The organism is Saccharothrix sp. 6-C, from assembly GCF_016695385.1.
Lineage (GTDB): Bacteria > Actinomycetota > Actinomycetes > Mycobacteriales > Pseudonocardiaceae > Actinosynnema > Actinosynnema texasense.
The window spans coordinates 5,935,483-5,958,372 of sequence record NZ_CP064192.1 but is presented as its reverse complement, the minus strand read 5'-3'; the positions used below and the strand labels follow the sequence as shown (position 1 = coordinate 5,958,372).

At 74.6% G+C, this 22,890-nt stretch carries 24 protein-coding genes; 10 read left to right on the top strand and 14 right to left on the bottom strand.

The window, feature by feature from the left end:
* The first annotated feature begins 59 nt into the window (after positions 1–59).
* The 3 genes from IOD16_RS24805 to IOD16_RS24795 all read left to right on the top strand — a co-directional run bounded on the left by IOD16_RS24805 (position 60) and on the right by IOD16_RS24795 (position 3,509).
* Positions 60–1,328, top strand: coding sequence for a PucR family transcriptional regulator (locus tag IOD16_RS24805; protein WP_201436358.1), 1,269 nt, complete (start codon positions 60–62; stop codon positions 1,326–1,328).
* 51 nt (positions 1,329–1,379) lie between these two features.
* A complete protein-coding gene (locus tag IOD16_RS24800; protein WP_201436357.1) occupies positions 1,380–1,868 on the top strand; it encodes a hypothetical protein in 489 nt (162 codons plus the stop codon).
* Positions 1,869–2,177: 309 nt separating this feature from the next.
* The gene (locus IOD16_RS24795; protein ID WP_201436356.1) at positions 2,178–3,509 is read left to right on the top strand and encodes a serine/threonine-protein kinase; all 1,332 of its coding nucleotides are present in this window, start codon (positions 2,178–2,180) and stop codon (positions 3,507–3,509) included.
* A gap of 58 nt (positions 3,510–3,567) precedes the next feature.
* Here the strand turns inward: IOD16_RS24795 and IOD16_RS24790 are convergent, their stop codons facing one another.
* The 7 genes from IOD16_RS24790 to IOD16_RS24760 form a co-directional block, all read right to left on the bottom strand.
* The gene (locus tag IOD16_RS24790) at positions 3,568–4,524 is read right to left on the bottom strand and encodes an LLM class F420-dependent oxidoreductase (RefSeq protein ID WP_123746680.1); all 957 of its coding nucleotides are present in this window, start codon (positions 4,522–4,524) and stop codon (positions 3,568–3,570) included.
* A gap of 8 nt (positions 4,525–4,532) precedes the next feature.
* Positions 4,533–5,180, bottom strand: coding sequence for an HAD family hydrolase (locus IOD16_RS24785; protein ID WP_201436355.1), 648 nt, complete (start codon positions 5,178–5,180; stop codon positions 4,533–4,535).
* Positions 5,181–5,189: 9 nt separating this feature from the next.
* Positions 5,190–7,628, bottom strand: coding sequence for an NACHT domain-containing protein (locus tag IOD16_RS24780; RefSeq protein WP_201436354.1), 2,439 nt, complete (start codon positions 7,626–7,628; stop codon positions 5,190–5,192).
* A 122-nt stretch (positions 7,629–7,750) separates the two neighbouring features.
* Positions 7,751–8,491, bottom strand: a complete 741-nt coding sequence (locus IOD16_RS24775; RefSeq protein ID WP_236594357.1) for an alpha/beta fold hydrolase — start codon at positions 8,489–8,491, stop codon at positions 7,751–7,753.
* Positions 8,492–8,692: 201 nt separating this feature from the next.
* On the bottom strand, positions 8,693–9,610 hold the full coding sequence (locus IOD16_RS24770) for a sensor histidine kinase (RefSeq protein ID WP_123746685.1): 918 nt from the start codon (positions 9,608–9,610) through the stop codon (positions 8,693–8,695).
* Between the two features lie 73 nt (positions 9,611–9,683).
* Positions 9,684–10,208, bottom strand: coding sequence for a GNAT family N-acetyltransferase (locus IOD16_RS24765; protein WP_236594356.1), 525 nt, complete (start codon positions 10,206–10,208; stop codon positions 9,684–9,686).
* Positions 10,209–10,218: 10 nt separating this feature from the next.
* Complete coding sequence (locus IOD16_RS24760; RefSeq protein WP_201436353.1) at positions 10,219–10,590, bottom strand: hypothetical protein; 372 nt, start codon at positions 10,588–10,590, stop codon at positions 10,219–10,221.
* A 52-nt stretch (positions 10,591–10,642) separates the two neighbouring features.
* On the opposite strand from IOD16_RS24760, the gene IOD16_RS24755 reads away from it, so the two are divergent.
* Positions 10,643–10,921: a hypothetical protein gene (locus tag IOD16_RS24755; RefSeq protein ID WP_201436352.1), complete on the top strand. Its 279-nt coding sequence runs from the start codon at positions 10,643–10,645 to the stop codon at positions 10,919–10,921.
* Positions 10,922–10,989: 68 nt separating this feature from the next.
* Here the strand turns inward: IOD16_RS24755 and IOD16_RS24750 are convergent, their stop codons facing one another.
* Positions 10,990–11,790: an SDR family NAD(P)-dependent oxidoreductase gene (locus IOD16_RS24750; RefSeq protein WP_123746689.1), complete on the bottom strand. Its 801-nt coding sequence runs from the start codon at positions 11,788–11,790 to the stop codon at positions 10,990–10,992.
* A gap of 100 nt (positions 11,791–11,890) precedes the next feature.
* Here IOD16_RS24750 and IOD16_RS24745 point away from each other — a divergent pair, with 100 nt between their 5' ends.
* The 6 genes from IOD16_RS24745 to IOD16_RS24720 all read left to right on the top strand — a co-directional run bounded on the left by IOD16_RS24745 (position 11,891) and on the right by IOD16_RS24720 (position 18,795).
* Positions 11,891–12,850 carry a Ppx/GppA phosphatase family protein gene (locus IOD16_RS24745; protein ID WP_201436351.1) on the top strand — a complete coding sequence of 320 codons (960 nt, stop codon included), beginning with the start codon at positions 11,891–11,893 and terminating at the stop codon, positions 12,848–12,850.
* On the top strand, positions 12,847–13,467 hold the full coding sequence (locus IOD16_RS40625) for an STAS domain-containing protein (protein ID WP_236594355.1): 621 nt from the start codon (positions 12,847–12,849) through the stop codon (positions 13,465–13,467). Before IOD16_RS24745 ends, IOD16_RS40625 begins: the two co-directional genes overlap by 4 nt.
* Positions 13,468–13,582: 115 nt before the next feature.
* Positions 13,583–13,978 carry a DUF4383 domain-containing protein gene (locus tag IOD16_RS24735; protein WP_201441554.1) on the top strand — a complete coding sequence of 132 codons (396 nt, stop codon included), beginning with the start codon at positions 13,583–13,585 and terminating at the stop codon, positions 13,976–13,978.
* Entirely contained in the window at positions 13,962–14,600 is a 639-nt protein-coding gene (locus IOD16_RS24730) for a hypothetical protein (protein WP_123746692.1), read from the top strand. Before IOD16_RS24735 ends, IOD16_RS24730 begins: the two co-directional genes overlap by 17 nt.
* 194 nt (positions 14,601–14,794) lie before the next feature.
* Positions 14,795–16,384 carry a S8 family peptidase gene (locus tag IOD16_RS24725; RefSeq protein ID WP_201436350.1) on the top strand — a complete coding sequence of 530 codons (1,590 nt, stop codon included), beginning with the start codon at positions 14,795–14,797 and terminating at the stop codon, positions 16,382–16,384.
* Between the two features lie 341 nt (positions 16,385–16,725).
* Positions 16,726–18,795, top strand: coding sequence for an AfsR/SARP family transcriptional regulator (locus IOD16_RS24720; protein WP_201436349.1), 2,070 nt, complete (start codon positions 16,726–16,728; stop codon positions 18,793–18,795).
* Positions 18,796–18,831: 36 nt separating this feature from the next.
* On the opposite strand, the gene IOD16_RS24715 is transcribed toward IOD16_RS24720, so the two are convergent.
* The 6 genes from IOD16_RS24715 to cmtR form a co-directional block, all read right to left on the bottom strand.
* Positions 18,832–19,185, bottom strand: coding sequence for a DUF2203 domain-containing protein (locus IOD16_RS24715; protein ID WP_425471358.1), 354 nt, complete (start codon positions 19,183–19,185; stop codon positions 18,832–18,834).
* Between the two features lie 91 nt (positions 19,186–19,276).
* Entirely contained in the window at positions 19,277–20,434 is a 1,158-nt protein-coding gene (locus tag IOD16_RS24710) for a glycoside hydrolase family 6 protein (protein ID WP_201436348.1), read from the bottom strand.
* A 103-nt stretch (positions 20,435–20,537) separates the two neighbouring features.
* The gene (locus IOD16_RS24705; RefSeq protein WP_236594354.1) at positions 20,538–21,467 is read right to left on the bottom strand and encodes an ornithine cyclodeaminase family protein; all 930 of its coding nucleotides are present in this window, start codon (positions 21,465–21,467) and stop codon (positions 20,538–20,540) included.
* A gap of 7 nt (positions 21,468–21,474) precedes the next feature.
* Positions 21,475–21,768, bottom strand: coding sequence for a hypothetical protein (locus tag IOD16_RS24700; RefSeq protein WP_201436346.1), 294 nt, complete (start codon positions 21,766–21,768; stop codon positions 21,475–21,477).
* A 126-nt stretch (positions 21,769–21,894) separates the two neighbouring features.
* Entirely contained in the window at positions 21,895–22,554 is a 660-nt protein-coding gene (locus IOD16_RS24695; protein WP_201436345.1) for a cation transporter, read from the bottom strand.
* On the bottom strand, positions 22,551–22,883 hold the full coding sequence (gene cmtR, locus IOD16_RS24690; RefSeq protein ID WP_201436344.1) for a Cd(II)/Pb(II)-sensing metalloregulatory transcriptional regulator CmtR: 333 nt from the start codon (positions 22,881–22,883) through the stop codon (positions 22,551–22,553). Before cmtR ends, IOD16_RS24695 begins: the two co-directional genes overlap by 4 nt.
* Between the last annotated feature and the right edge of the window lie 7 nt (positions 22,884–22,890).

Here is a 22,890-nt window from a genome sequence, read left to right as displayed (position 1 = left end):
CCGCCGGACGACAGTGTCCGCAGTGGCGAACCGGGGGCGCGGGGATGTACACACCGTCCATGGTGTTGACGGTCGGGGCGTTGGCCCGCGAGGTCGGGCTGACCGTGCACGTGGACGCGGGGCTGGACCGGGTCGTGGGGTGGGCGCACAGCACCGAGCTGGCCGACCCGACGCCGTTCCTGGAGGGCGGCGAGCTGCTGCTGACCACCGGCATCGCGCTCGGCCCGCCCGACGGGTACGTGCGGCGGCTGGTGGCGGCCGGCGCGGCGGGGCTCGGCTTCGGCACCGGGCTGAGCCACGAGACCGTGCCGGACGACCTGGTCCGGGCCGCCCGGGACGCCGGGTTGGCGCTGCTGGAGGTGCCGAGGGCCACGCCGTTCATCGCGATCGCCAAGGCGGTCTCGCGGGCCGTCGCGGCGGACGAGTACGCGGCGCTGGCGCGCACCGGCGCGGCCCAGCGGGCGCTGACCCGCTCCGCCGTCGGCGACGGGCCGCCGGGCGTGGTGCGGCGGCTGGCCCGGCTCATCGACGGCGCGGCGGCGGTGCTCGACCCGCACGGCACGCCGGTGCACGTGGTCGGCGCGCTGCCGGACCTCGCCGGGCACGTGCGGCGGCTCGCGGCGACGGGCGGACCGGCCGGCGCGGCGTGGCAGGCGGACGGGCGGCACGTCGCCATGCAGGTGCTGGGGCGGCGCGGCTACCTCGCCGTCGCGGCCCGCGCGCCGCTGGACGCGGGCGTGGTCAACACCGCCGCGTCGCTGCTGACGGTCGCCCTGGCCAGGTCGGACGACGTGGAGGCGGTGCGCCGGGAGCTGCGGGCCGCGCGGTTCCGGCTGGCGCTGGCGGGCGTGCCGGTGGACGGGCTGCCGGAGCCGCCGTTCCGGGTCTTCGTGCTGCGCGAGCGGGTCGAGCCGGCCGGGTTCTGGGCGGAGGTGGACGGGCGGGTCGTCGTGCTGGCCCGCGCGGTGGACGTGCCCGCCGCCGCGTCCAGCCCGGTGGACGCGGGCGGTGTCGCGCGCGGCTACCGGGAGGCGTTGCGCGCCTTGGAGGCCGGTGTGGACGCGTTCGAGGAGGTCGCCGGGGCCGGTCTGCTCGCGCCGGACGCGGCCGAGTTCGCCGCCGCCCTGCTCGCGCCGCTGGACGACGTGCTGCGCGAGACGGTGCGGGTGTGGCTGGCGTGCCACGGCCAGGCCGAGCCCGCCGCCGCCCGGCTGGGCGTGCACCGGCACACCGTGCGCAACCGGCTCGACCGCGTGCAGCGGTTGCTCGGGCGTTCGCTGGAACCCGCAGGCACGCGTGCCGAGCTCTGGTTGGCCTTGCACGCCTGACCGTACGCTGGACGCGCACCGCCGCCGACGCTCCTTCTCGAGGGGGACCCCTTGGCGCGCTTCCGCTTCCTGGCCCACGCGGCCGGTGTCGTCACCGTCACCGCCGCCCTGCTCACCGCCGTGTTCACCAGTCCCGCCAGCGCTTGCAGCTGCGTGCCCAGCACGGAGGGGGAGCGCTACGAACGGGCGACCCACGTGTTCTCCGGGGTCGTGCGCAGCGAGACCTTGGAGGCAGGCGACCCGGCGTCGCCTTACGACGACAAGTACCGGTACGCGGTGGCCGTCCGCACCGAGTACAAGGGCGACGTGCCCCGCCGGGTCGACGTCGTCACGCCCACCAGCGGCGCGCTGTGCGGCATCCGGCTCTACCCGGGCGTCGAGTACGTCGTGTTCGCGCACGGCGACTCGGCCGACGGCCGGGTGGAGTCGCACTACTGCAGCGGCACCCGGCCCGCTTCGGCCGGTCCGCCGGTGACCACCGTGCCCTCCACCAGCACCACGACCCCGCCGACGAGCACTTGCGCGACCGCCACGCCGTAACGGGTGACGAGTCGCCCGACCGTGCGCCGGAGTTCACTCGTCCGGGTGATCTTCGACGCTCGGCCGGTCGGGTCGACCGATCGGCGAGCCCCTGCTCGTACCCTTCGTCCGGGTCGTCCCGCCGCGCGCCGACCGCTTTCGCCCGTCCCTCGCCGGGACGTTCGGCATCCCGAAGAGATGGGTGGTTTGTGACAGCCGTGCTACGGGTAGGGGTCCGCGAAACGGCGAACCGGGTGGCCCACGCCGCCGGCGTACCGGTAGCTTCCGGCGTCCGGGCCGACGTCGTCGACACAGCGGAGGTTCAACCGGATGTGGGACGGTGACCTGACCGGAGAGGTGGTCGACGGCAGGTATGCCCTGGGCAACCTGTACGGGTCGGGCGGCATGGCCGAGGTGTACCGGGCGCTGGACACCCGCCTCGACCGGAAGGTCGCGATCAAGTTCTTCCTCGGCGAGGCGGCCGGCGAGGACCGGATCCGGCTCGACCGCGAGGCGCAGGTGCTCGACGCGCTGCGGTTCCCCGGCCTGGTCGAGGTGTACGGCACCGGCAGCTTCCGCGGCCGGCCCTACTTCGTGATGCAGCCCGTCGACGGCGGCACGCTGCGCCGCCGGATGCGCGGCGCGATGGCGCCCGAGGCGGTGGCCGCGATCGGCGCGCAGATCGCGGGCGTGCTGGCCCACGTGCACGCCAACGACGTGGTGCACCGGGACGTGAAGCCGTCCAACATCCTGCTCGACCCGACCGGGCGGCGGGCCTACCTGGCCGACTTCGGCCTCGCGCTGCAGGGCCAGGTCACCCGCGTGACCAGGTCGGGCATCCTGGTCGGCACGGCCGGCTACCTCGCGCCCGAGCAGGTGCGCGGCGGCGACGTGCTGCCCGCCGCCGACGTCTACGCGCTCGGCCTGGTGCTGCTGGAGTGCCTCACCGGGCGGCCCGAGTACCCGGGCGGCGACACGGAGGCGGCGCTGTCGCGGCTGCACCGCGAGCCGCGCATCCCGGTCGACCTGCCCGACCCGTGGGCCGCCGTGCTGACCGCGATGACCGCGTCCGACCCGGCCAAGCGGCCGTCGGCGGCCGAGTGCGAGCGGCTGCTCACCGAGGCGCAGCGGGCGAGCGCGGGCCTGTCGCCGCTGGTCGCCGCGGCGGCGGTGGTGGACCGGCCCGCGGTGGTCGAGCCCGAGCCGAGGTCCGACCGCCGGGCACTGCTGGTCGGCGGGGCCGCCGCGGCGGTGGTGCTGGGCCTGGTCGGGTACCTCGCGATGAGCGGCCCGTCCGAGCCGGAGTCCGGTGAGCGCGCCGGCCGGCCGACGACGACCACCACCTCGGCCGACCCGCTCGCCGAGCAGGCGCGGGAGACCGGCGCGACGGCGCCGGGCGACCCGTCCGCGGTGACCGTCGTGCAGGTCGCGCCGACGTCGGACGTGCCGGCCGGCAGCACCGGGGACGACGCCGCCGGCGGCGTCCCGGTGACCGGGACCGCGGCCACCACGACCACGACCACGGCCACCAAGACCCCGCCGGAGACGCCGGTCGACGTGCCCTCGAACGGGCCGGTCGTCGTCCTGCCGAACCCCGGCCCGCCCACGGTGGTGACCGGGCCGCCGTCGCGGGACCGCGGCGGGTCGTCCGGTCGGGGCTGATCCGACGTCCCCACCCGGGGTGGTCGGTCGGGTGGTTCGTCGAGGGGGTGGTGCGCGGTCAGCGCAGGGCCGGCAGCAGCTCACCCTTGGCGAAGTCCAGGAACTCCCGCTGGTGCTCGCCGCCGATCTGCACCAGCGCCAGGTCGGTGAAGCCCGCCTCGCGGAACTTCGCCACCGCCTCCACCACCGGGCCGACGTCCGGGCCGCACGGGATCCGCTCGGCCACGTCCTCCGGCCGCACGAACTGCGTGGCGCCGGCGAAACCGGACGTGCCGGGCAGCTCCGAGTTGACCTTCCAGCCGCCCGCGAACCACCGGAACTGCTCGTGGGCGCGCTCGACCGCCGCGTCGCGGTCCGGGTCCCAGCAGATCGGCAGCTGGCCGATCTTGCGCGACCGCTTGCCCTGGAAGACGTCCCACTCCTGGCTCAGCGCCGCGTCCGGCTCGGTCGCCACCATCGCGTCGGCCAGCGGCGCGAACGTGCGCACCGACTGGTTGCCCGACACCGCCACCGCGATCGGCACGCGCTGCTCGGGCAGGTCCCACAGCTTCGCCGAGTCGACCCGGAAGTGCTGGCCCGAGTAGTTGACGTACCCGCCGTCGAACAGCTGGGAGATGATCTCCACGGCCTCGCGCAGCAGCTCGTGCCGCACGTTCACCGGCGGCCAGCCGCGGCCGACCACGTGCTCGTTCAGGTTCTCGCCCGCGCCGATGCCCAGCGTGAACCGGTTGCCGGACAGCAGCTGCACGGTCGCCGCCTTCTGCGCCACCACCGCCGGGTGGTAGCGCACGGTCGGGCAGGTCACGTAGGTCATCAGCTCGACCCGTTCGGTGGCCTGCGTGACGGCCCCGAGCACGCTCCACGCGTACGGCGCGTGCCCCTGCTCGTCCAGCCACGGCGAGTAGTGGTCGCTCATCACCTCGAAGTCGAACCCCGCCTGCTCCGCCAGCCCGGCGTGCTCGACCAGCTCCCGCGGCCCGGCCTGCTCGGTCATCAGCGTGTAACCGATCCGCACGATTCCTCCTACGCCATCGGCAGGTCGGTGAGGTCCGCCCGCAACTGGTCGAGTTCCTCGTAGACTGCCGACGCGCCGGCGTCGCGCAACTCGGCCTCGCCGAAACCACCCGTGCGAAGGCACACCGAGGGCAGCCCGGCCCGGGAGGCGGCCTCGCAGTCCCACACCGAGTCGCCGATGACCACGGCCCGACCGCCGGCGTCGGCCCGCCGCAAGGCCACCTCGATCAGGTCCGGCGCGGGCTTGGTGTCCTCCACGTCGTCCGACGAGGTGGACGTGAGGTCGGAGGCGTCGATCAGCTTCAGGTAGTGGTCGACGTGGTGGCGCTTGCCGGAGCTGGCCAGCACCACCGCGAGGTCCCGCTCCAGCGCCGAGGCGACCAGGCGGTGCGCGCCCTCCAGCGGCCTGACCTCGGGCAGCATCGGCTCGAACTCCGCCTCCCACGCCTCGCGCAGCTCGTCACCGTGCTGCCGCTCCACGTGCTCGCCCGCGACGGCGGCGACGAGCTTGTCGCCGCCCATCCCGATGGCCCGGTGCAGGCGCCAGGTCGGCACCGTGATGTCGAAGCGGCGGAACGCGCGGAACCAGGCCACCGCGTGGTGGTAGTTGGTGTCCACCAGCGTCCCGTCGACGTCGAGGACGAGCGTGTTGGTCATGCGGCCTGGTTAACCCGACCGGGCGACGTGCAAACCGGCCGACCTCGCGAACCGCGCCAGCGCCCGTTCCAGCTCCGGGTGCTGCCGGGCGGTGGCGCCGAGCGGCCACACGACGAGCCACCCGTCGTCGCCGACCGGCCGGATCCGGGCCCTCGTGCGCACGCGCAGGCAGTAGGTCCCGGCGCCGACCGGCCGGATCTCCAGCCCGCCCACCTCGCGGGGGGCGAACCCGCGCGAGCGGCCGTGCCAGGACACGACCAGCCGGGTCGGCTCCACCCGCAGCCGGTTGGGCCGCAACGGCGCGCCGCGCACGTGCCAGTGCAGCGCCGCGACGCTCACGCCGAGCAGGACCACCGGCACCCAGACCGGGAGGAACAGCCGGGACGTGGCGCCGAACGCGACGAACACCGCGAACGCCGCCGCGACGCCGATCGGCAGCGCCGCCCGCGCCCGCGAGACCGTGTTCGCCTGCCGGAACAGCACCTCGCTGCCCCGGACCGGCACCGTCGTGAGGCCGCGGGCCGGCTCGGGCCGCGCGGTGGCCAGCCGGTCGCGCAGCCGGACGTGCCGGAACTGGTAGACGCCGCCCACCCGGCGCAGCACGCCCGCCCGGTGCGCCTCGCGCAGGAACTCCGCGGCCGCCCACGGCAGCCGGCCGGTCAGGGCCAGGCCGACCCGGGTCACCACCCACCGGCCGGACGCGCTGACCAGCAGCACCACCGCGCCGCACCCGGCCCACGAGCCGACCATGAACACCGCGCCCAGCAGCAGTTGCACGACGACCGGCTTGCCTTGGTGCAGCGTCGGCACGTACATGAGCGAGCCGACCTGCGGCGCGACGAGCAGCAGGACCGCGAGCACCGCCTTGCGGTCGCCGCGCAGCAGCGCGTCCGGGTCGACGGCGCGGTCCGCGTCGACCGGCGACATCAGCACCGACTTGGCCAACCCGAGCAGCAGGGCCGCGGGCAGCAGGAACCACCCGAAGTAGTCCCCGACGGACGCCAGCGGCAGGCCGATGAACGCCGTGCCGCCCACCCAGCCGCCCACGGCGATCGCGGCCTGGCGCGGTCGGTGCCGGGCCTCCTGGACCAGCGCCCGGATCCGCCTGCGCCACGCCAACCGGCCCGACCTGCCGGTGGGCGCCCGGCCGTCGGGGGTCAGCCCGCCGGAGGTGAACTCCACGAACAGCCAGACGACCACGCCCATCGGGAAGCCGAGGCCGGTCGGGAACCAGCCGAGCCGGTCGAGGTGGGTGAAGCCGAGGTCCGCGATCACCAGCGCCGCCAGGACGACCCCGGCGACCAGCGAGGCCAGGGTGATGGACGCGACCCTCGCCGGGCGCGCCCGGCCCAGCCGCCACCAGGCGATGTCCTGCTCGCGGCGGGCCGTCAGGTGGTCGGCCAGGAACCGCAGGTACCGGGTGGCCTGCCCGACGTCCCACCGGCCGCGCCGCTCGTCGTCGAACGCGGCCGGGATCAGCCCGTCGAGCAGGTGGTCCTCCACGGCCGCGCGGTGGGGCAGGCGGGTCAGCTCGGCGGGGTCGGCGCCCGGCGCGCGGTAGACGCGGCGCGCGAGCCACACCGCCAACGGCGTGGACAGCGCGGCGGCCAGGTCGCCACCCGGGTCGTCCGCCACCGCGGCCAGCACGGGCTCCCAGGCCGGTAACCGGCCCGGCGTGACGGCCGTGCGGAGGTGCGCGACGACGGCGGAGGCGGTGAGCGGCTCGGCCCGCAGCACGGTCGCCGACCGGAGCAGCTCGCCGTCCGCCACGGCCGCCTCGTACTCGGCGGCGCGCGACGTGACGATCATCTCGCCCAGCCCCTTGTGCAGCTCCGCCAGCGCCCGGCCGCGCACCGGCTCGGGCAGCTCGTCGAACCCGTCCAGCACCGGCAGCACCCGCCGGTCGCGCACCAACCGTTCGACCGCGGCCCGGCCGTGCGTGACGTGCAGACCGGGGTACTCCTCGGTGATCCGGCGCAGCAACCACCCGGCGGGCTTCTCGCGCGCCGGGTCCCACGACGCGACCGACAGCAGCACCGGCACCGTCTGCCCCTGGCGCAGGTCCACGAGCAGCTGCTGGGCCATCAGCATGGCGAAGGTCGTCTTGCCCGACCCCGGCTCGCCGAGCACCACCAGCCTGCCGTGCGGCAGGGCGCGGAACGCCTCGGCCAGCCGGGCGAGGTCGTCGCCCCCGGGCACGTCGCCGCCGATGTTCTCCGGGTGGTCGGCGAGCTCGCGGCCCGCCCGCCACACCACCGGCAGCGGGGCGGGGTCGAACACGTCGCGGGCGGCCGACTCGTCGCGCCACTGCGCCAGCACCAGCGCGGCCAGCTCGGCCGCGGCGAGGTCGACCGGCCCCGCCGCCGGGGGCAGGTGGACGTGCACGTCGCCGTGCACGTCCCGGGCCTGCAACACGAACGACGCCGTGCCGCTGAAGCGGTTGTGCACCGGTGAGCTGTCGGGTGGGTCGGCGCGCGCGGAACGGCGGAGGCGCGCGGACCCCCGGTGGCGCGCGGGTCGGTTGTCGTGCGCGGGTCGGCGGCGGTCTGGCACGGGCGTGCGGCGGGTGATCAGCGGTGGACGGCGGCGGAGTCCAGGAACTCCTCGATCAGCCGGACCCACTCGGCGGGCGCCTCCACGGCGGGCGAGTGGCCGCTGTCGAGCTCCGCCCACCGCGCGCCGGGGATCAGGTCGGCCAGCTCGCGCGTGGTGCCCGGCGCGATCAGCCGGTCGTGCTTGGCGCCGATCACCAGCGTCGGCACGGCCAGCGACGGCAGCTCGTCGCGCAGGTCGATCCGCTGCACCAGGTCGACCTGCTCCGGGGTGCCCGGCGGGATGGTCAGCGCGATCAGCTCCAGGAAGCCGTCGGTCTGCTCGGCGGTCATCCGCCGCAGGAACGGCTCGCCCAACGCGATCGTCAGGAGGAAGCGGGCCAGCTCGGCGCGGTCGGCGTCCACCAGCCGGCGCCACTGCCGCATCCGCTCCCGGGTCTCGTCGTCGATGCGGGCGAACCCGGCGGTCAGCACCAAGGCCGTCACGCGTTCGGGGTGGCGCTGAGCGACGCGCACGGCGACCGCGCAGCCCATCGAGTAGCCGACGACCGCGAACCGCTCCTCGCCCTCGGCGGTGGCCACCAGCCGGTCGGCGAGGTCGTCCAGGTCGAGCGGACCGGTCGCGCGGGGGGTGGTCCCGGAGCCGGGGAAGTCCACCGCGTGCACCTTGCGGTTGCGCGACAGCCGCGGGATGAGGGGGCTGAAGTTGGCGCGGACCGTGCCACCGGCCCCGTGGGCGAGCAGAAGTGCGGGAGTCACGTGGCCGATTCTGCCGGTCGACCCGGGTGCGGTGGCAGGGGATCGCGGGCAAAGCGCAATTCGTGACCAGCGTGGACACGGGGTCGGCGGGCGCGGCCGAGGATCTGCCCGTGTCGGCGGGTGTGCCCGCGGGTGTCGGTGGGGGTGGCCGGGCGGAGTGCGCGGCGAGGCCGCTTCGGTCCGCTTCGGTGTGACGGGAGGTCAGCCGACGTAGACGCGGGTCGCCGTGCCGTCCTCGTGCGTGTGCACCCGGACCAGGTCGCACAGCAGGTTCACCAGCATCACGCCGTACCCGCCGCGCGCGCTCGCGCCGGGGTTGCGCCTGCCCACCATCGGGCTCGCGATCCGGCCCGCGTCACGCACCTCGCACACCACCGTGCCGCCCTCGCGCCACAGCAGCAGCGTGCCGAAGCCGCCACCGTGCACCACGCTGTTCGTGGTCAGCTCGTTGACCGCGAGGACCAGGTCCTCCACCTGGTCGGCGGACAGGCCCGTCTCGACGGCGAACCCGGCCACCAGCCGCCGGGTGACGGCGAGGGCGTCCAGGTCGAACCGGCGGGTCAGCGCGTCCGGCGGCGGCGACGGCAGCGGCCGGTTGAACTCGTCGGCGATCAGGAACGGCTCGCGGTAGCCCGCGCTGGGCCGACGCCGCTGCCCCTCGACCACGAACGGGTGCGTGGCCTCCGCGTCGCGCAGCGCCTCCGGTGCGAGGTTCGCCGTGTCGTACGGGCACAGCATCCAGGCGCACCGGTCCTCGAACGCGGTGTTGACCATCGCCTCGTGCTGCACGCAGGCGGGGTACTCCAGCTCGGTGCGCTCCGGCCACACCGGCTCCCCGACGATCCGCACCCGGCCGGTGGTGGCGGCGTTGTCGGTGAACGCGGCCAGCACTCCCGGGATGATCCGGCCCGGGTTGCGCCCGGCGCGTCTCATGTCCAGGAACTCGACGTGCTCGGCCCGGCCGCCCAGCGCGTGCCGCAGCAGGTCGATGCCCCGCTGCGGCACGGCCACCAGCACCGGCTCACCGGCGGCGATGCCGTCGCGCACGAACGGCACTGTCCCCGCGAGGTACTCCTCGTCGTCGCGGTAGAGCAGCGCCTCGTGCACGAAGTCGACCACCGGGGGGACCTCCGAACGGTTGCGGGTGGGGATGAGGTGGTGGTGGCGGACGACAACGGGAGGGAACGGTTGCTTACCGCACCCGTCCAGTATCGCGCGCGGCCCCGTCGCGGAGCGGCCTGCGCAGGCACACGCGTGTCGCCGGGTCCAGGCCACGTGCCGCTTCCGCGGCCACGACGGCGGTGAGGCCCGGGGACAGGACCGCCACCTCGCGGAACCCGAGCCGGCGGTAGTAGGGGGCGTTCCACGGGATGTCCCGGAACGTGGTGAGGGTCAGCGCCGCCAGCCCCCGTGCCGCGGCCCAGCGCTCGACGTGGTCCAGCAGCGCCGCGCCGATGCCGCGCCGGGCGTGGTCGGGGTGCACGCACACCTGTTCGACGTGCGCCGCGCGGTCCGCGGTCAGCACGTCGACCGCGATCCAGGCCACCGGGTCCGGGTCGGCGGCCACCCAGACGTGCAGCCGGGCCAGGGCGCTCACCGGCATCGGGTCGTCGTCGGCGATCTCGGGCATGCCGAAGTCGCGGAAGGGCTCGCCGCAGGCCCGTTCGATCGGGGGCAGCAGCGGCAGTTCGTCCGGCAGGGCGGGGCGGAAGTCCACCGCCGCATGATCAGCCGGCGGTGAGGTTCCGCTCAACCTCGTTCGCCAGGGCTTCGAGCAGGCGCGACGGGAACTGGTCGTCGGGGCAGCCGTCGACCTGGAGCTCGGCGACGCTGCCCGCCGCGCCGACCAGCGAGACGCGCAGCTCACCCCGGCAGCCGTGGCCGGCCAGCGGCGTCCACGCCAGGAGCAGCCGGTCGTAGTCGGCGGCGAGGCCGACCTGGTGCGGACCGTCCTCGGCGCGCAGGATCAGCACGTCGTCCGTGCGGCCGACGACCTGGTAGGGGTCGGGCAGCCAGGAGGCCAGGCGGGCGGGGTCGGCGGCGGCGGCGAACACCAGGTCGGGCAGGGCGGGCACGTCTCGTCTCGCGTGGATGGTCACGGCGTCACGGCTACCCCCGTTCGAGCGGGCGCACACGGGGTAACCGGTGGTCATGAAGGCAGCACAGGAACCGGTGGAGCCGGTGGCGGCGGAGTCGGCGGAGTCGGCGGACGGGTCGGTCGGGTCGGACGAGTTCGTCGATCCGGACGAGGTCGCCGAGGAAGCGCCGATCGACCCGACCCCGCAGGAGGTCGACGCGTACCGGTCGCTGATCGGGGACGAGATCCCGGAGTCGGACACGCCGGGGGAGCCGGTCCGGGCGTACGGGTCGGGGAGGGGAGGGACGACCGGTCGGCGGGAAAGGCGGGTGCCGGAGATCCCGGAGTTCTGACCGGGGTGCCGAACCCCGGCCTCCGGCCCGGAGGCCTGGTCCCGGGGCGGTGGTCGGTGTCGGCGGGCTCAGGAGTGGCCCGAGCCCGGTTCGGTCATCCCGCGCATGGCCCGCGCCTTGACCGGGTCCGGCAGGACGCGGCCCGCCGAGGCCTGGGCCTTGGTCAGCAGCGAACCGGCCACCACGTGGTCGTCGCCGTCCATCAACGCCTTGAACCCCGCCCGCGCGACGTCGGCCGGGTCGTCCTTCGGCCCGGTCGCGACCTTCGTGTCGGTCATGCCCGCCCGGCGGAAGAAGTCGGTGTCGGTCGGACCGGGCATCAGCGCGGTCACCGTCACCCCGCTGTCGCGCAGCTCCTCCCGCAACGCCTGCGAGAACGACGCCAGGAACGCCTTCGACGCCGCGTACACCGAGTGGAACGGCCCGGGCGCGGTCGCCGCCACCGACGAGGTGAACAGCACCCGGCCCGCCCCGCGCTCCACCATCGCGGGCAGCAGCCGCTTCGCCAGGTGCACCGCCGAGGAGATGTTCAGGTCGACCACCCGCAGGTGGCTGCGCAGGTCGCTGTCGTCGACGAAGTCGCCGCCGATGCCGATCCCGGCGTTGACCGCCAACGCGTCCACCGGCCGTCCCACCTCCTCGACCACCGCGACCAGGTCCTCGTTCCCCTCGAACGTGGCCAGGTCCGCCCGCACCGGGTCCACCCGCGCCCCGCCGGCGGCCAGCTCCCGCGCGACGTCGTGCACCACGTCGTTCTCCGCCGCCACGACCAGGTCGAACCCGTGCTCGACGAACACCCTCGCCAGCTCGAGCCCGATCCCGCTGGACGCGCCGGTCACCACCGCGAACGGCCTCTCCGAAGCACTCATGGCCGAGAACTACCCGGAGTCGGATCACCCAATCCGGTTTCACCCGATGCGCATTCGGGAACTCCTCTCGGTACCTCTGGCTCTCGGATGGTGGTGACGTATGTCCGGACGACCCGACCAGGTCGGTGTGCTCGACGTCGGCTGCTTCAGCGCACACCTGGTCGTCGTGTCCGGCTCGCCGCTGCACCCCGTCGTCTCGCACAAGACCCGGCTGCGGCTCGACCGCGCGCTCGACCGGGACAACCGACTCCGCCCGGAAGGCGTGGAACAGGTTGTGACCGCCGTCCACGCCGCCCACCGGATCGCCGAACGCGCCGGGGTCTCCGCCCTGGTGCCGTTCGCCACCTCCGTCATCCGCGACGCGTCCAACGCCGAGCAGGTCATCTCCGAGGTCGCCCGCCGCACCGGAACCCGGCTGCGCGTGCTGCCCGGCCAGGAAGAGGCCCGCCTTGCGTACCGCGCCGCGCGGCACTGGTTCGGCTGGCGCGCCGGCCCCCTGCTGGTCCTCGACGTCGGCGGCGGCACGGTGGAACTCGCGGCCGGTGACGACGTGGAGCCGTCGTTCACGCGCTCGCTGCCGTTCGGCGCCCGCACGCTGACCCGGCGGTTGGCGCTCAACCGCACCACGCCGCGCGACCACCGCGGCCTGGCGAAGGAGCAGGTGCTGGTGCACGACCGGGTGGTGGCCGCGCTGGAGGGGACGTCGGTCGGCGAGCACCGGGCCGTCGGCTGCTCGAAGGTGTTCCAGCAGTTGGCGCGACTGGCCGGGGCCCGGCCGCAGCACGAAGGGCCGTTCGTGCCGCGCGCCCTGCGCCTGGCCGACCTGCGCGGCTGGATCCCCCGGCTGTCCCGGATGCCCGTGCCGCGCCGCGCCCGGTTGCCGGGCATCTCCCCGCACCGCGCGGAGCAGTCGTTGGCGGGAGCCCTGGTGGCGGAGGCGTTGATGGTGGCCACGGGGTACGACGAGGTGGAGATCTGTCCCTGGTCGACCAGGGAAGGGCTGTTGCTCGCCCTGCTCGGGGCGGGCGACGACGACGACGAGTACTGCCGGGTGGCGTGAAGAGCCGACTAGAACTGCCTGGTGGCGCGAAGAGCACCGCTTGGCGGCGTGAGGGGATCGGGATGCTGGCGCTGTCGGTCGAGTCCCACCGGACGGGGTGCGCGGTGGTCGTGGCGACCGGGGAGTTGGACCTGGCGGGCGCCCGCCGGGTGCTGGACCGGATGGACCGCCTGGTGAGCGAGGGACGCGACCGGATCGTGCTCGACATGTCGGGGGTCGCGTTCTGCGGCGCCCAGGCGATGAGCGCGCTGGTCCGCACCAGGGCGAGGGCGCAGCGCGCGGGCGGTTGGCTGCGGCTGGCCGCCGTGCCGCCGCACGTGCGGCGGGTGTTCGAGCGGACGGACCTGGACCGGCTGTTCCCGCGCTACCCGGACGTGGCCTCGGCGGCGACCGGGCGTGCGGTGGCGCGGGCGGAGGAGAAGCCGGGGCAGAGGATGGGGGAGCAGGGCGTGGTCGGCGGTCGTGTGGTGGGTGGCGGTGCGGTCGGGGGCGCCGGCGCGGTGGGTGGTGGCGTGGGTGGTGGCGCTGTGGGTGGTGCGGGAGGTCGTGTGTCACGGGGAAGCAGGGGGAGAGCCAGACCGGGCGCCGACGAAGGGCCGGTCACCGCGGGGTGGTGACGTGCTGTTTCGGGCGGTGATCACGGGGTAGTCGAGCGGGGAGCCACCGTCAGAGGCGAGGTGATCCGCTGTGAGTGCGAGCACGCGACTGCCCCACCCCGTCCGCGCGGCGGCCATGGCGGTCGCCGTCGTGTTCCTGGTCGTGGGCGTGCTCGGGTTCGTGCCCGGCATCACCACCCACCTGGACCGGATCACGTTCGCGGGCCCCGGGTCCGGCGCGCACCTGTTCGGCGTGTTCCACGTGTCCGTGCTGCACAACCTGGTGCACCTGCTGTTCGGCGTGGCGGGCCTGGCGATGGCGCGCACGGCGTCGGCCGCGCGGGCGTACCTGATCGGCGGCGGCGCCGTGTACCTGGTGCTGTGGCTGTACGGGCTGGTCGTGGACAAGGCGAGCACGGCGAACTTCGTGCCGGTCGACGACGCCGACGACTGGCTGCACTTCGGGCTGGGCCTGGGCATGGTGGCGCTCGGCGCGGCGCTCAAGGGCAACCCGCATGCGCGCAGTGCCTGACCTCGTCGAACCCGCCTTCCGCGGGCTGGCCGCCGCGCGGGACGCCAAGGCGTTCCACCCGCGCGGCCGGTGGTTCGACGGCACGCTGACCACGACGTTCGACCCCGCGCTGCCGCTGCCGGTCGGCGTGACGGAGGTGTCCGGCCGGCTGTCCAAGGGCGCCGGCACCCCGGGCGGTCTGCCCGACGTGCTCGGGCTGGCGTTCCGGCTGCCCGGACCGTGGGACGTGCTGCTGTCGACCTGCGTCGCCCGCGTGCTGCCGCGGTTCGCGCGCACGTGGACCAGCGGCCGCTACGGCAGCATCAGCCCGTTCCGCTGGCGCGGCCGGCTGGTGTGGCTGGCCGCCGTCCCCGACGACCACCGGCTCCGCTCGACGTCGTTGGCCGGGCTGCCGGCCGAGCTGGGGTTCACGCTGGAGGTCGGCGCGCCGTGGCGACCGGTCGGCAGGCTCGTCGTCCGACCGCTCGACGTCGACCGCGACCTGCCCGCGCTCGACCCGATCCGCAACCGCCCGCCCGGCCTCGACCTGGCGCCGGCGGCCCTCGCCCGGGTCCGCGAGAGGGCCTATCGGGGCAGTCGACGCGGCCGATCGCCCGATCCGGTGACTGCTCCGGACGCATGAGCGCGCACCGGCCGGGTAGTCGAAGTCATGACGAACCGGTCGAGGTCCGGAGACCGCTGCCGCCTTGGTCTGCGTGTCGCGCGTACCGCCATCCGGATCGTCAGGCGTCCGTCGTCACCGGAGGGTGGGTCCACGTGGCCGTCAGTCTCACCGACACCCCTGCTGGGCGGCCGAGTGGAACGGAGAAACAACCGATGCGACACGATCGCTCGACCCGGCGACGGGTCGTCACCGCCACCCTGGCCACCTCGGCGTTGCTGCTGGCCGGCGCGGGCTACGGCCACGGCCACCCCGCCGGGTGGCAACCCGAGGGCGACATCATCGGCGCCGACCGGCCGGACGCGGTGAAGGACAGCTACATCGTCGCGCTCCGGGAAACCGCGGTCACCGTGCAGCAGACGCCCGCGGTGGCGGAAGCCCTGGTCGGCACGTACGGCGGCGAGGTCAAGCTGACCTACACGGCGGCGATGCGCGGCTTCGCCGCCAGGATGAGCGCGGCGCAGGCGCGCAGGCTGGCCGCCGACCCGGCGGTCGAGTACGTCGAGCAGGACGGCGTCGCGCACGCCACCGAAACCCAGGAGAACCCCACCTGGGGCCTGGACCGGGTGGACCAGAAGAACCTGCCGCTGGACAAGAAGTACACCTACAACAGCACCGGCGCGGGCGTGACGGCGTACATCGTCGACACCGGGCTCCACAAGGCGCACACCGACTTCGGCGGACGGGCCGCGGACGGGCGCGACTTCATCGACGACGACGCCGAAGCGCAGGACTGCAACGGTCACGGCACGCACGTCGCCGGCACCATCGGCTCGACCACCTACGGCGTGGCCAAGGCCGTGAAGCTCGTCGGCGTGCGGGTGCTCAACTGCCAGGGCTCCGGCCAGTGGTCGCAGATCATCGGCGGCCTGGACTGGGTGGCGCAGAACGCGGCCAAACCGGCCGTGGCCAACATGAGCCTCGGCGGATCGGCCAGCACGTCGGTGGACGACGCGGTGAAGAAGGTCGTCGCGGCGGGCGTCACGGTCGCCGTGGCCTCGGGCAACGACAACCGCGACGCGTGCAACACGTCGCCGGCGCGCACCCCGGAAGCGATCACGACCAACGCGACGGACAACACCGACAACCGGTCGTCGTTCTCCAACTTCGGTCGCTGCACCGACATCTTCGCGCCCGGCACGAACATCACGTCCACCTGGAACAACGGCGCGGAGCGCACGATCAGCGGCACGTCCATGGCGACACCGCACGTGGCGGGCGCGGCGGCGCTGTACCTCGGCGCGAGCCCGGCCCGGGCCGCGGCGACCCCGGCCGAGGTGGCGAAGGCGCTGATCGACAACGCGACCGACGGCGTGGTCAAGAACTCCGGGCCCGGCACGCCGAACAAGCTGCTGTACACGGGGTTCATCACCGGCGGCGACCCGAAGCCGCCGACGTGCGAAGGCGGCACGAACACCGAGGACGTGGCCATCCCCGACGCCGGCGAAGCCGTGACGTCGGAGATCGCGGTGTCCGGGTGCGAAGGCCGCGGCACGGCGACGACCTCGGTGAAGGTCGACATCGTGCACCCCTACACCGCCGACCTGGCGGTGGACCTGATCGGTCCGAGCGGCGCGGTGTTCGTGCTGCGGCGTTCGGGTGGGGAGAACTCCGCGGACGGCATTCACGAGACGTTCAAGGTGGACACGTCGGCGGAGAACAAGAACGGGACGTGGAAGTTGCGGGTGAAGGACGTGTACGCGTACGACACCGGGAAGATCGATGGTTGGGGGATTGCGTTCTGAGCGGATCGGCGATTCGGATCGCCATTCGGATCGGGTGAGCGCGAGTCGGTCAGTCCCGGTTTGTTGAGTCCGGGTCGGTGAAGATCTTCAAGTCCGGCTCGATTTGACACGGGGCCCTTACGGGCACTCCAGGCAGGCCAAAGCCGGCAGGCCCGGCGGGGAAGAGCGTCACGCCAGGCCTGCCGGCTTCGTCCAGCCTAAAGCACCCGAACCCATGTCAAATCGGGCCTCGGCGGTGGGTGACAGGTGGGTGGGTGGCGGAGTTGGGGGTGGGGTTCCGCTATAGGACAGAGGCCGGTTCTGGCCGCGTTGGCGGTTGGTGGCTGCGGTATACCGGGTTGGTGCGAATCGGGGTGTTGGGGCCGGTGACGGCGTGGCGCGGGGGAGATGCCGTGCCGGTCGGCGGCGCGCGTGAGCGGTATGTGCTGGCGGTGTTGTCGGTCGAGGTGGGGCGGGTGGTGCCGGTGGAGCGGCTGATCGATGGGCTGTGGGAGCGGCCGCCCCGGTCGGCCCGCGCGCAGTTGCACAACCTGGTGAGCAGGTTGCGGGCGAAGTTGGACGACGGCGTGATCATCACCCGGCCCACCGGTTATGCGTTGGCCGCGCACGCCGTCGAGGTGGACCTGGCGGAGTTCCGGGCACTGGTGGAGCGGGGCAGGCGGGCGGCGGAGGTCGGGGACCACGGGGTTGCCGAGGAGTCGTTCGGGGCGGCGGTGGGGTTGTGGCGGGGGGCGGCGCTGGCGGACGTGGACGAGGAGTTCGCCGGACCGGTCCGGGTGGGCTGGCACGAGGAGAGGCTCGCGGCGTGGGAGGGGCGGTTGGCGGCGCGGCTCGCGCTGGGGCGGTACGACGAGGTGCTGGGGGAGGTCGCGCCGCTCATCGCCGAGCACCCGTACCGGGAGCGGTTGTACGAGGTGCGGATGGTGGCGTTGGTGGCGGTCGGGCGGCAGGTCGAGGCGCTGGAGGTGTACCGGGAGGCGTACCGGACGCTGGACGTCGAGCTCGGCGTGGCGCCGGGTTCGGCGTTGCGGGAGCTGGAGCGGCGGATCCTGCGCGGCGAGGTGCCTGTCGCCCGGCGGGCCGCGCCGGCCGTGGCGCCGCGCCAACTGCCGCTCGGGCTGGTGACGCCGGCCGGACGCGGCGAGGTGCACGGCGAGGTCGTGACGGCGTTGCGGGCGGCCGGGCCGGGGCTCGCGGTGCTGGTCGGGCCCGGCGGGGTCGGCAAGACGGCGTTGGCCGTGGCGGTGGCGCACCACGTGGTCGAGCGCTTCCCGGACGGCCAGTTGTTCGCGACGCTGGGCGGATCGCACCGGGACCGGGTCGACCCGCACGTCGTGGTCGGCCGGTTCCTGCGGGCGCTCGGCGTGGCCGGCGCGGTGGTGCCGGAGGACCCCGAGGAACGGGTCGCGCTGTACCGCAGCACGGTGGCGGACCGCGCGGTGCTGGTGGTGCTGGACGACGTCGCGGCGGAAGCCCAGGTGCGCCCGTTGCTGCCGGGCGGCTCGTCGTGCGCGACCGTGGTCACCTCGCGCCACCAGCTCGGCGCGCTGGTCGGCGCGGCGCGGTGGACGTTGCCCGCGTTGGCCGTCGAGGACTCGTTGGAGCTGCTGTCGCGCGTCGCGGGCGCGGAGCGGATCGCGGCCGAGGTGGACGCGGCGGGAGGGATCGTCGCGTTGTGCGGCAACCTGCCGCTGGCGCTGTGCGTGGCCGCCGGGCGGCTCGCGGTGCACCCGACGTGGCGGGTGGCCGAGTTCCGGGACCGGCTCGCCGAAGAGCGTCGCCGGCTGGACGAGCTGTCGTTGGGCGACCTGGACGTGCGGGCCGTCATCGCGGCCGGCTACCGGCTGCTCGACCCGTCCGCGCGGCTGCTGCTGCGCCGGCTCGGCCTGTCGGCGACACCCGAGTGGCCCGCGTGGGTGGCGGGCGCGTTGGTGGGCGGCGACGTGGACCGGTCGCTGGAGACGTTGGCCGACGTGCACCTGGTCGAGGTGCTCGGGCGCGACCGGGTGGGGCAGGAGCGGTTCCGGCTGCACGGCCTGGTGCACGACTTCGCGGCCGAACGCGTGGCCGCCGAGGAATCGTCGGCGGAGCGCGACGCGGCGTTGGGAAGGGTGCTGGGCGGGTGGCTCGTCCGGGCCGGCGTGGCGGAGGAGCGGCTCGGGGGCCGGGGCGGTCCGGACTTGCCGGATGAGGCGATCGCCGCGCCGCGGGAGTGGTTCGAGGTCGAGTCGGGTGTGCTCACCGCGTGCGTCGACCAGGCGTCCAGGCTCGGTTTTCCCGAGGTGGCCCGAGGGTTGGCGGCGTGCTTGGCGGGGTTCCTCGCGCTGCGCGCGGAAAGCGGCGCCTCCCGTCCGGGCAGCGGTGGTCGGCAACGGGGTGCGCGCACAGGGGTGTCGGCACGTTCGACGTGAACACGTGCGCCTGTCAGGCGGCCGGCGGCCGGCCGGTCACGCCAGGGGCCGGCGGCCGGCGAACCCGAGGTCCGCCCGGTGGTACCAGTCGAGGCCCTGGTCGCCTTCGAGCCAGCACAGCAGCACCGGCACGCCGTCGAGGTCGGACGGGAAGTCGACCAGCAGCGGCGCGAAGCCCTTCAGCTCGGCGCCGGTCGCCTGCACGGTGGTCATGAGGTCGTCCAGCCGGGCCTGCGCCGCCTTCAGCTCGGGCAGGCCGCCGAGGTCGGTGGGGCTGCCGCCGTCGAGCGAGGCGGCCAGTTCGGCGGCGTCGGCCCGGACCTCGACGATCTCGGTGAGCACCGGCAGGAGCCGGGTCAGCTCTTCTCGCGCCTCGGGCACGCTGAACACTGTCACCCCTGGTCCGCCGCGGTAGCCGTACGCGGACAGGTTACCGGCCGGGTCGGGGGCCACCAGCGGCCGGTGGCCCCCGACAAGCCGGTCAGCGCAGCGGCGGGGTGGCCAGCTTCGCCAGTTCCAGGGCCTGCTCGGGCCACCAGCGGCCGGCGGCCGGGCCGCCCTGGCACTCGCCGTCGGACTCGCCGGGCCGCTTGATCCACAGGAACGCGTCCACCAGCGGGATGCCGGTGTTCGCCGTGGGGCGTTCGCCGAGGCCGCGGCCGGGCGGGTTGCACCAGTCGGTCTCGCCCTCGCCCGGCGTGTAGTGGCCGCGGCCGTTGCGGCTGGTGTCCAGCACGAAGTGCGTCATCTTCGACTTGCGCACCGGCATCGCGTCCAGCTCGGCGTCGGCCGGGCAGGTGGTCGCGCCCTCCTGCGTGCGCAGGTGGATGCACTTGGAGATGCGCGTGCCGTACCGCACCAGGTCCTCGGTGAAGCGGTAGTTCGAGGTGTTGAGCGCGAAACCGTCCGCCCGCGTGATGCCGCCCCGCAGCAGGCGGTTGACGATGCCGAGCTGCTGCCGCGGCTCGCCGTAGCCCGCGTCGTAGTCGTTCAGCGCCTGCCACGCGGAGTGCCCGGCGTCGAGGTAGACGCGGGTGTGCTTGCCCCGCTTGAGGGTGTCCACGGCGTGGTTGATCTCGCGGAACCGTTGGGGCACCAGCTCTTCGTCCGGTCCGATCGTGCACCACGGCTCGCTGGTCAGCAGGGCCAGGCCGTCCGGCTCGACCACCACGACCGCCTTCTCGTCACCGATGCCGGCGGCGAAGGCGTCGATCCACTCCTGGTACTCCTGCTCGCTGCGCGCGCCGCCCGCCGACCACTGCGAGCAGTCGCGGTAGGGCACGAAGTACGCCACGAGCACCGGCACCTGGTCCTTCGCCCGCGCGGCGCGCACGACGTCGCGCACGTCGCGCCGCACCTGCTCCGCGCCCGCCGTGGTGAACCAGATCGCGGTCGGCTGCGCGGCCACCCCCGCCATCAGGTCGGCGTCCGCGGTGCGCCCCTCGGCGCGCCACCGCGCGGCCTGCCGCGCGGCGTTGCCGTCCGGCTCGACGTAGAAGGACGTGCCCTTGGGCAGGTGCGGGGGTCCCGACGCCGTCACCGCTTCCTCCGCTCCGGCGCCGCTCACGCCGATCAACGCGCACACCGCGGTCGCCGCCAGGGTCAGCCCGACGCGCCGTCGTCCCGGTCCGTTGTCCACTCGACTGCTCCTCACGGAACGCTGATTTGGGAGCGCTCCCAACCGGCCGCAAGCATGCGTCCTCATGAGCTGCATCACAACCCCCGAATCGCTCGCGGCCTGGTCAGCCGGCCGGTGGCGGGGTGTGACCGGCGGCGCGCAGGAGCGCCACGCCGAGGTGCAGGTCCTGCAGCGCGATGCCCGAGCTGTCGAACACCGTCACGTCGTCGGGCGACGACCGACCGGTCGCGCGGCCCGCGAGGACGTCGCCCACCGCGGTCGGCCGGGCGTCGGGCACGTGCTGGAACTCGCCGATCGCCACGGACTGCGCCGGCCAGTCGCAGAACAGCCGCGCGGACGCGAGCAGCTCCACCGGCAGCTCCTGCTTGCCCTTGCCGTCGGAACCCATGCTCGCCACGTGCGTGCCCGGCCGCACCCACCCCGCCTCGAACAGCGGCGCCCGCGCGGTCGTCGCGGTGACGATGACGTCCGCCGACCGGCACGCCTCCTCGGGCCCGGTCAGCACCGCCGCCACCCCCTCCGCCGCCAGGTCGGCCACGAACCGCGCGCCGCGTGCCGCGTCACGCGCCACCACGTGCACCACCGACAGGTCGCGGACCCGGGCCAGCGCCAGGCACTCGTGCCACGCCTGCGGACCGGCGCCGAAGACCGCCAACGACCGCGCGTCGGGCCGGGCCAGCACGTCGGCGGCCACGGCGTCGGCGGCGGCGGTGCGGTACGCGTTCGCGAAGCCCGCCTCGACCACCGCCGCGACCCGGCCGACCGACTGGTCGAACAGCAGGATCACCGAGTTGTGCCGGGGCAGCCCGCGCTCGGTGTTGCCCGGCCAGTAGCTGCCGACCTTCACCCCGGCGGCCCGCGCGGCGGCGGCCGACTTCACCGTGAACCGGTTGGCGGGCGACGAGCCGTGGCCCACCACGGCCGGGAACAGCACACCGCCGTCCGCCGCCTCCAGCAACGCCGAGAGGGCGGCTTCGTAGGCCAGCTCCCGGGTCACCAGCGCCCGCGTCTCCTCTTCCGACAGGAAGATCACCAGCCGTTCACCCGCTTCCACGTCGTGCCCGCGTCATCGGCGAGCCGGTAGTGCCGTGCTCCCGGCCGGCGTCGGTCATGATCCGGCCCGGCCGGTGCCCGGTCACCATGACTACCGCGCACACGCCGATGCCCGCCATCACCAGGGCGGAGAACACGAAGTCGCCCGCGCGACCTCGGTCACGCCGGTCAGGTCGGCCGCGGCGCGCGCGGTCGGCGTCGAGCCGACGCTCACCACCGGGCACACCTGCCCCGCCACGCCGCCGCACCTTCGTCTCGTCCACGAGCAGGTAGGAGGTCATCGCCCCTCGTCGTCGATGGGTTCGGCGCGGGCCGCGGCCAGCTCGGCGTAGAGGGCCGCCAGGATCGCATCCGCCGTCATGTCCCGCACCCTGGACACGCAGTCCGGACGCTGGACAGTCCGTCCGTCAGCAGCAGTGGTCGCCGCGCCAGGCCTCCCGGCCCTCCTTGACCGCCACGGCGGCGATGACGAGCGCGGCCAGCGGATCGGCCCACCACCAGCCCACCGCGCTGTTGAGGACCAGGCCGGCCAGCAGGACGGCGGACAGGTACGTGCACAGCAGCGTCTGCTTCGAGTCGGCGACGGCGCTGGCCGAGCCGAGTTCCCGGCCCGCCGCGCGCTGGGCCCGCGACAGGACCGGCATCACGACCAGCGAGACGGCGGCGAGGACGATGCCGGCGGTGGAGTGCTCGGCGGCCTGCGCGCCGAGCAGGGCGCGGACCGACTCGACCGCCACGTAGAGCGCCAGCGCGAAGAACGACAGGGCGATCACGCGCAGCGCGACCCGTTCCCTGGCCTCGTGGTCCTCGGCGGCGAACTGCCAGGCGACGGCGGTGGCGGAGGCGACCTCCACCACCGAGTCCAGGCCGAAGCCGATGAGCGCGGTGGAGGAGGCGACGGTTCCGGCGCTGATCGCGATCACCGCCTCGACCACGTTGTAGGTGATCGTGGCGGCCACCAGCAGGCGGACCCGCCGGGTGAGCGCGCCGCGGCGGTCCGGGTCCGGGGCCGGGGCCGACTCGACGACGCAGCAGCCGTCCGCGCACGCGGCCGCTTCGGCGCTCATCGCGCGGCCACCGCGTCGTCGGCGCAGTCCGGCGTCGGCTCGACGGCCAGCGCCACGTCGAGCAGCGCGCGGAGGGCGCGGGCCAGGTGCGGGTCGGCGATGTCGTAGCGCACCTGACGGCCCTCGTAGGTGGCCACGACGAGGCCGCAACCACGCAGGCACGACAGGTGGTTGGACGCGTTCGACCTGGTCAGCCCCAGTTGCTCGGCCAGTCGCGCCGGGTAGCCGGGACCGTCGAGCAACGCGACCAGGATGCGGCACCGGGTCGGGTCGGCCAGCGCCCGGCCGAGTCGGGCGAGCGCGGTCTCGCGCGTTTCACACGTCAGCACCGGCCGA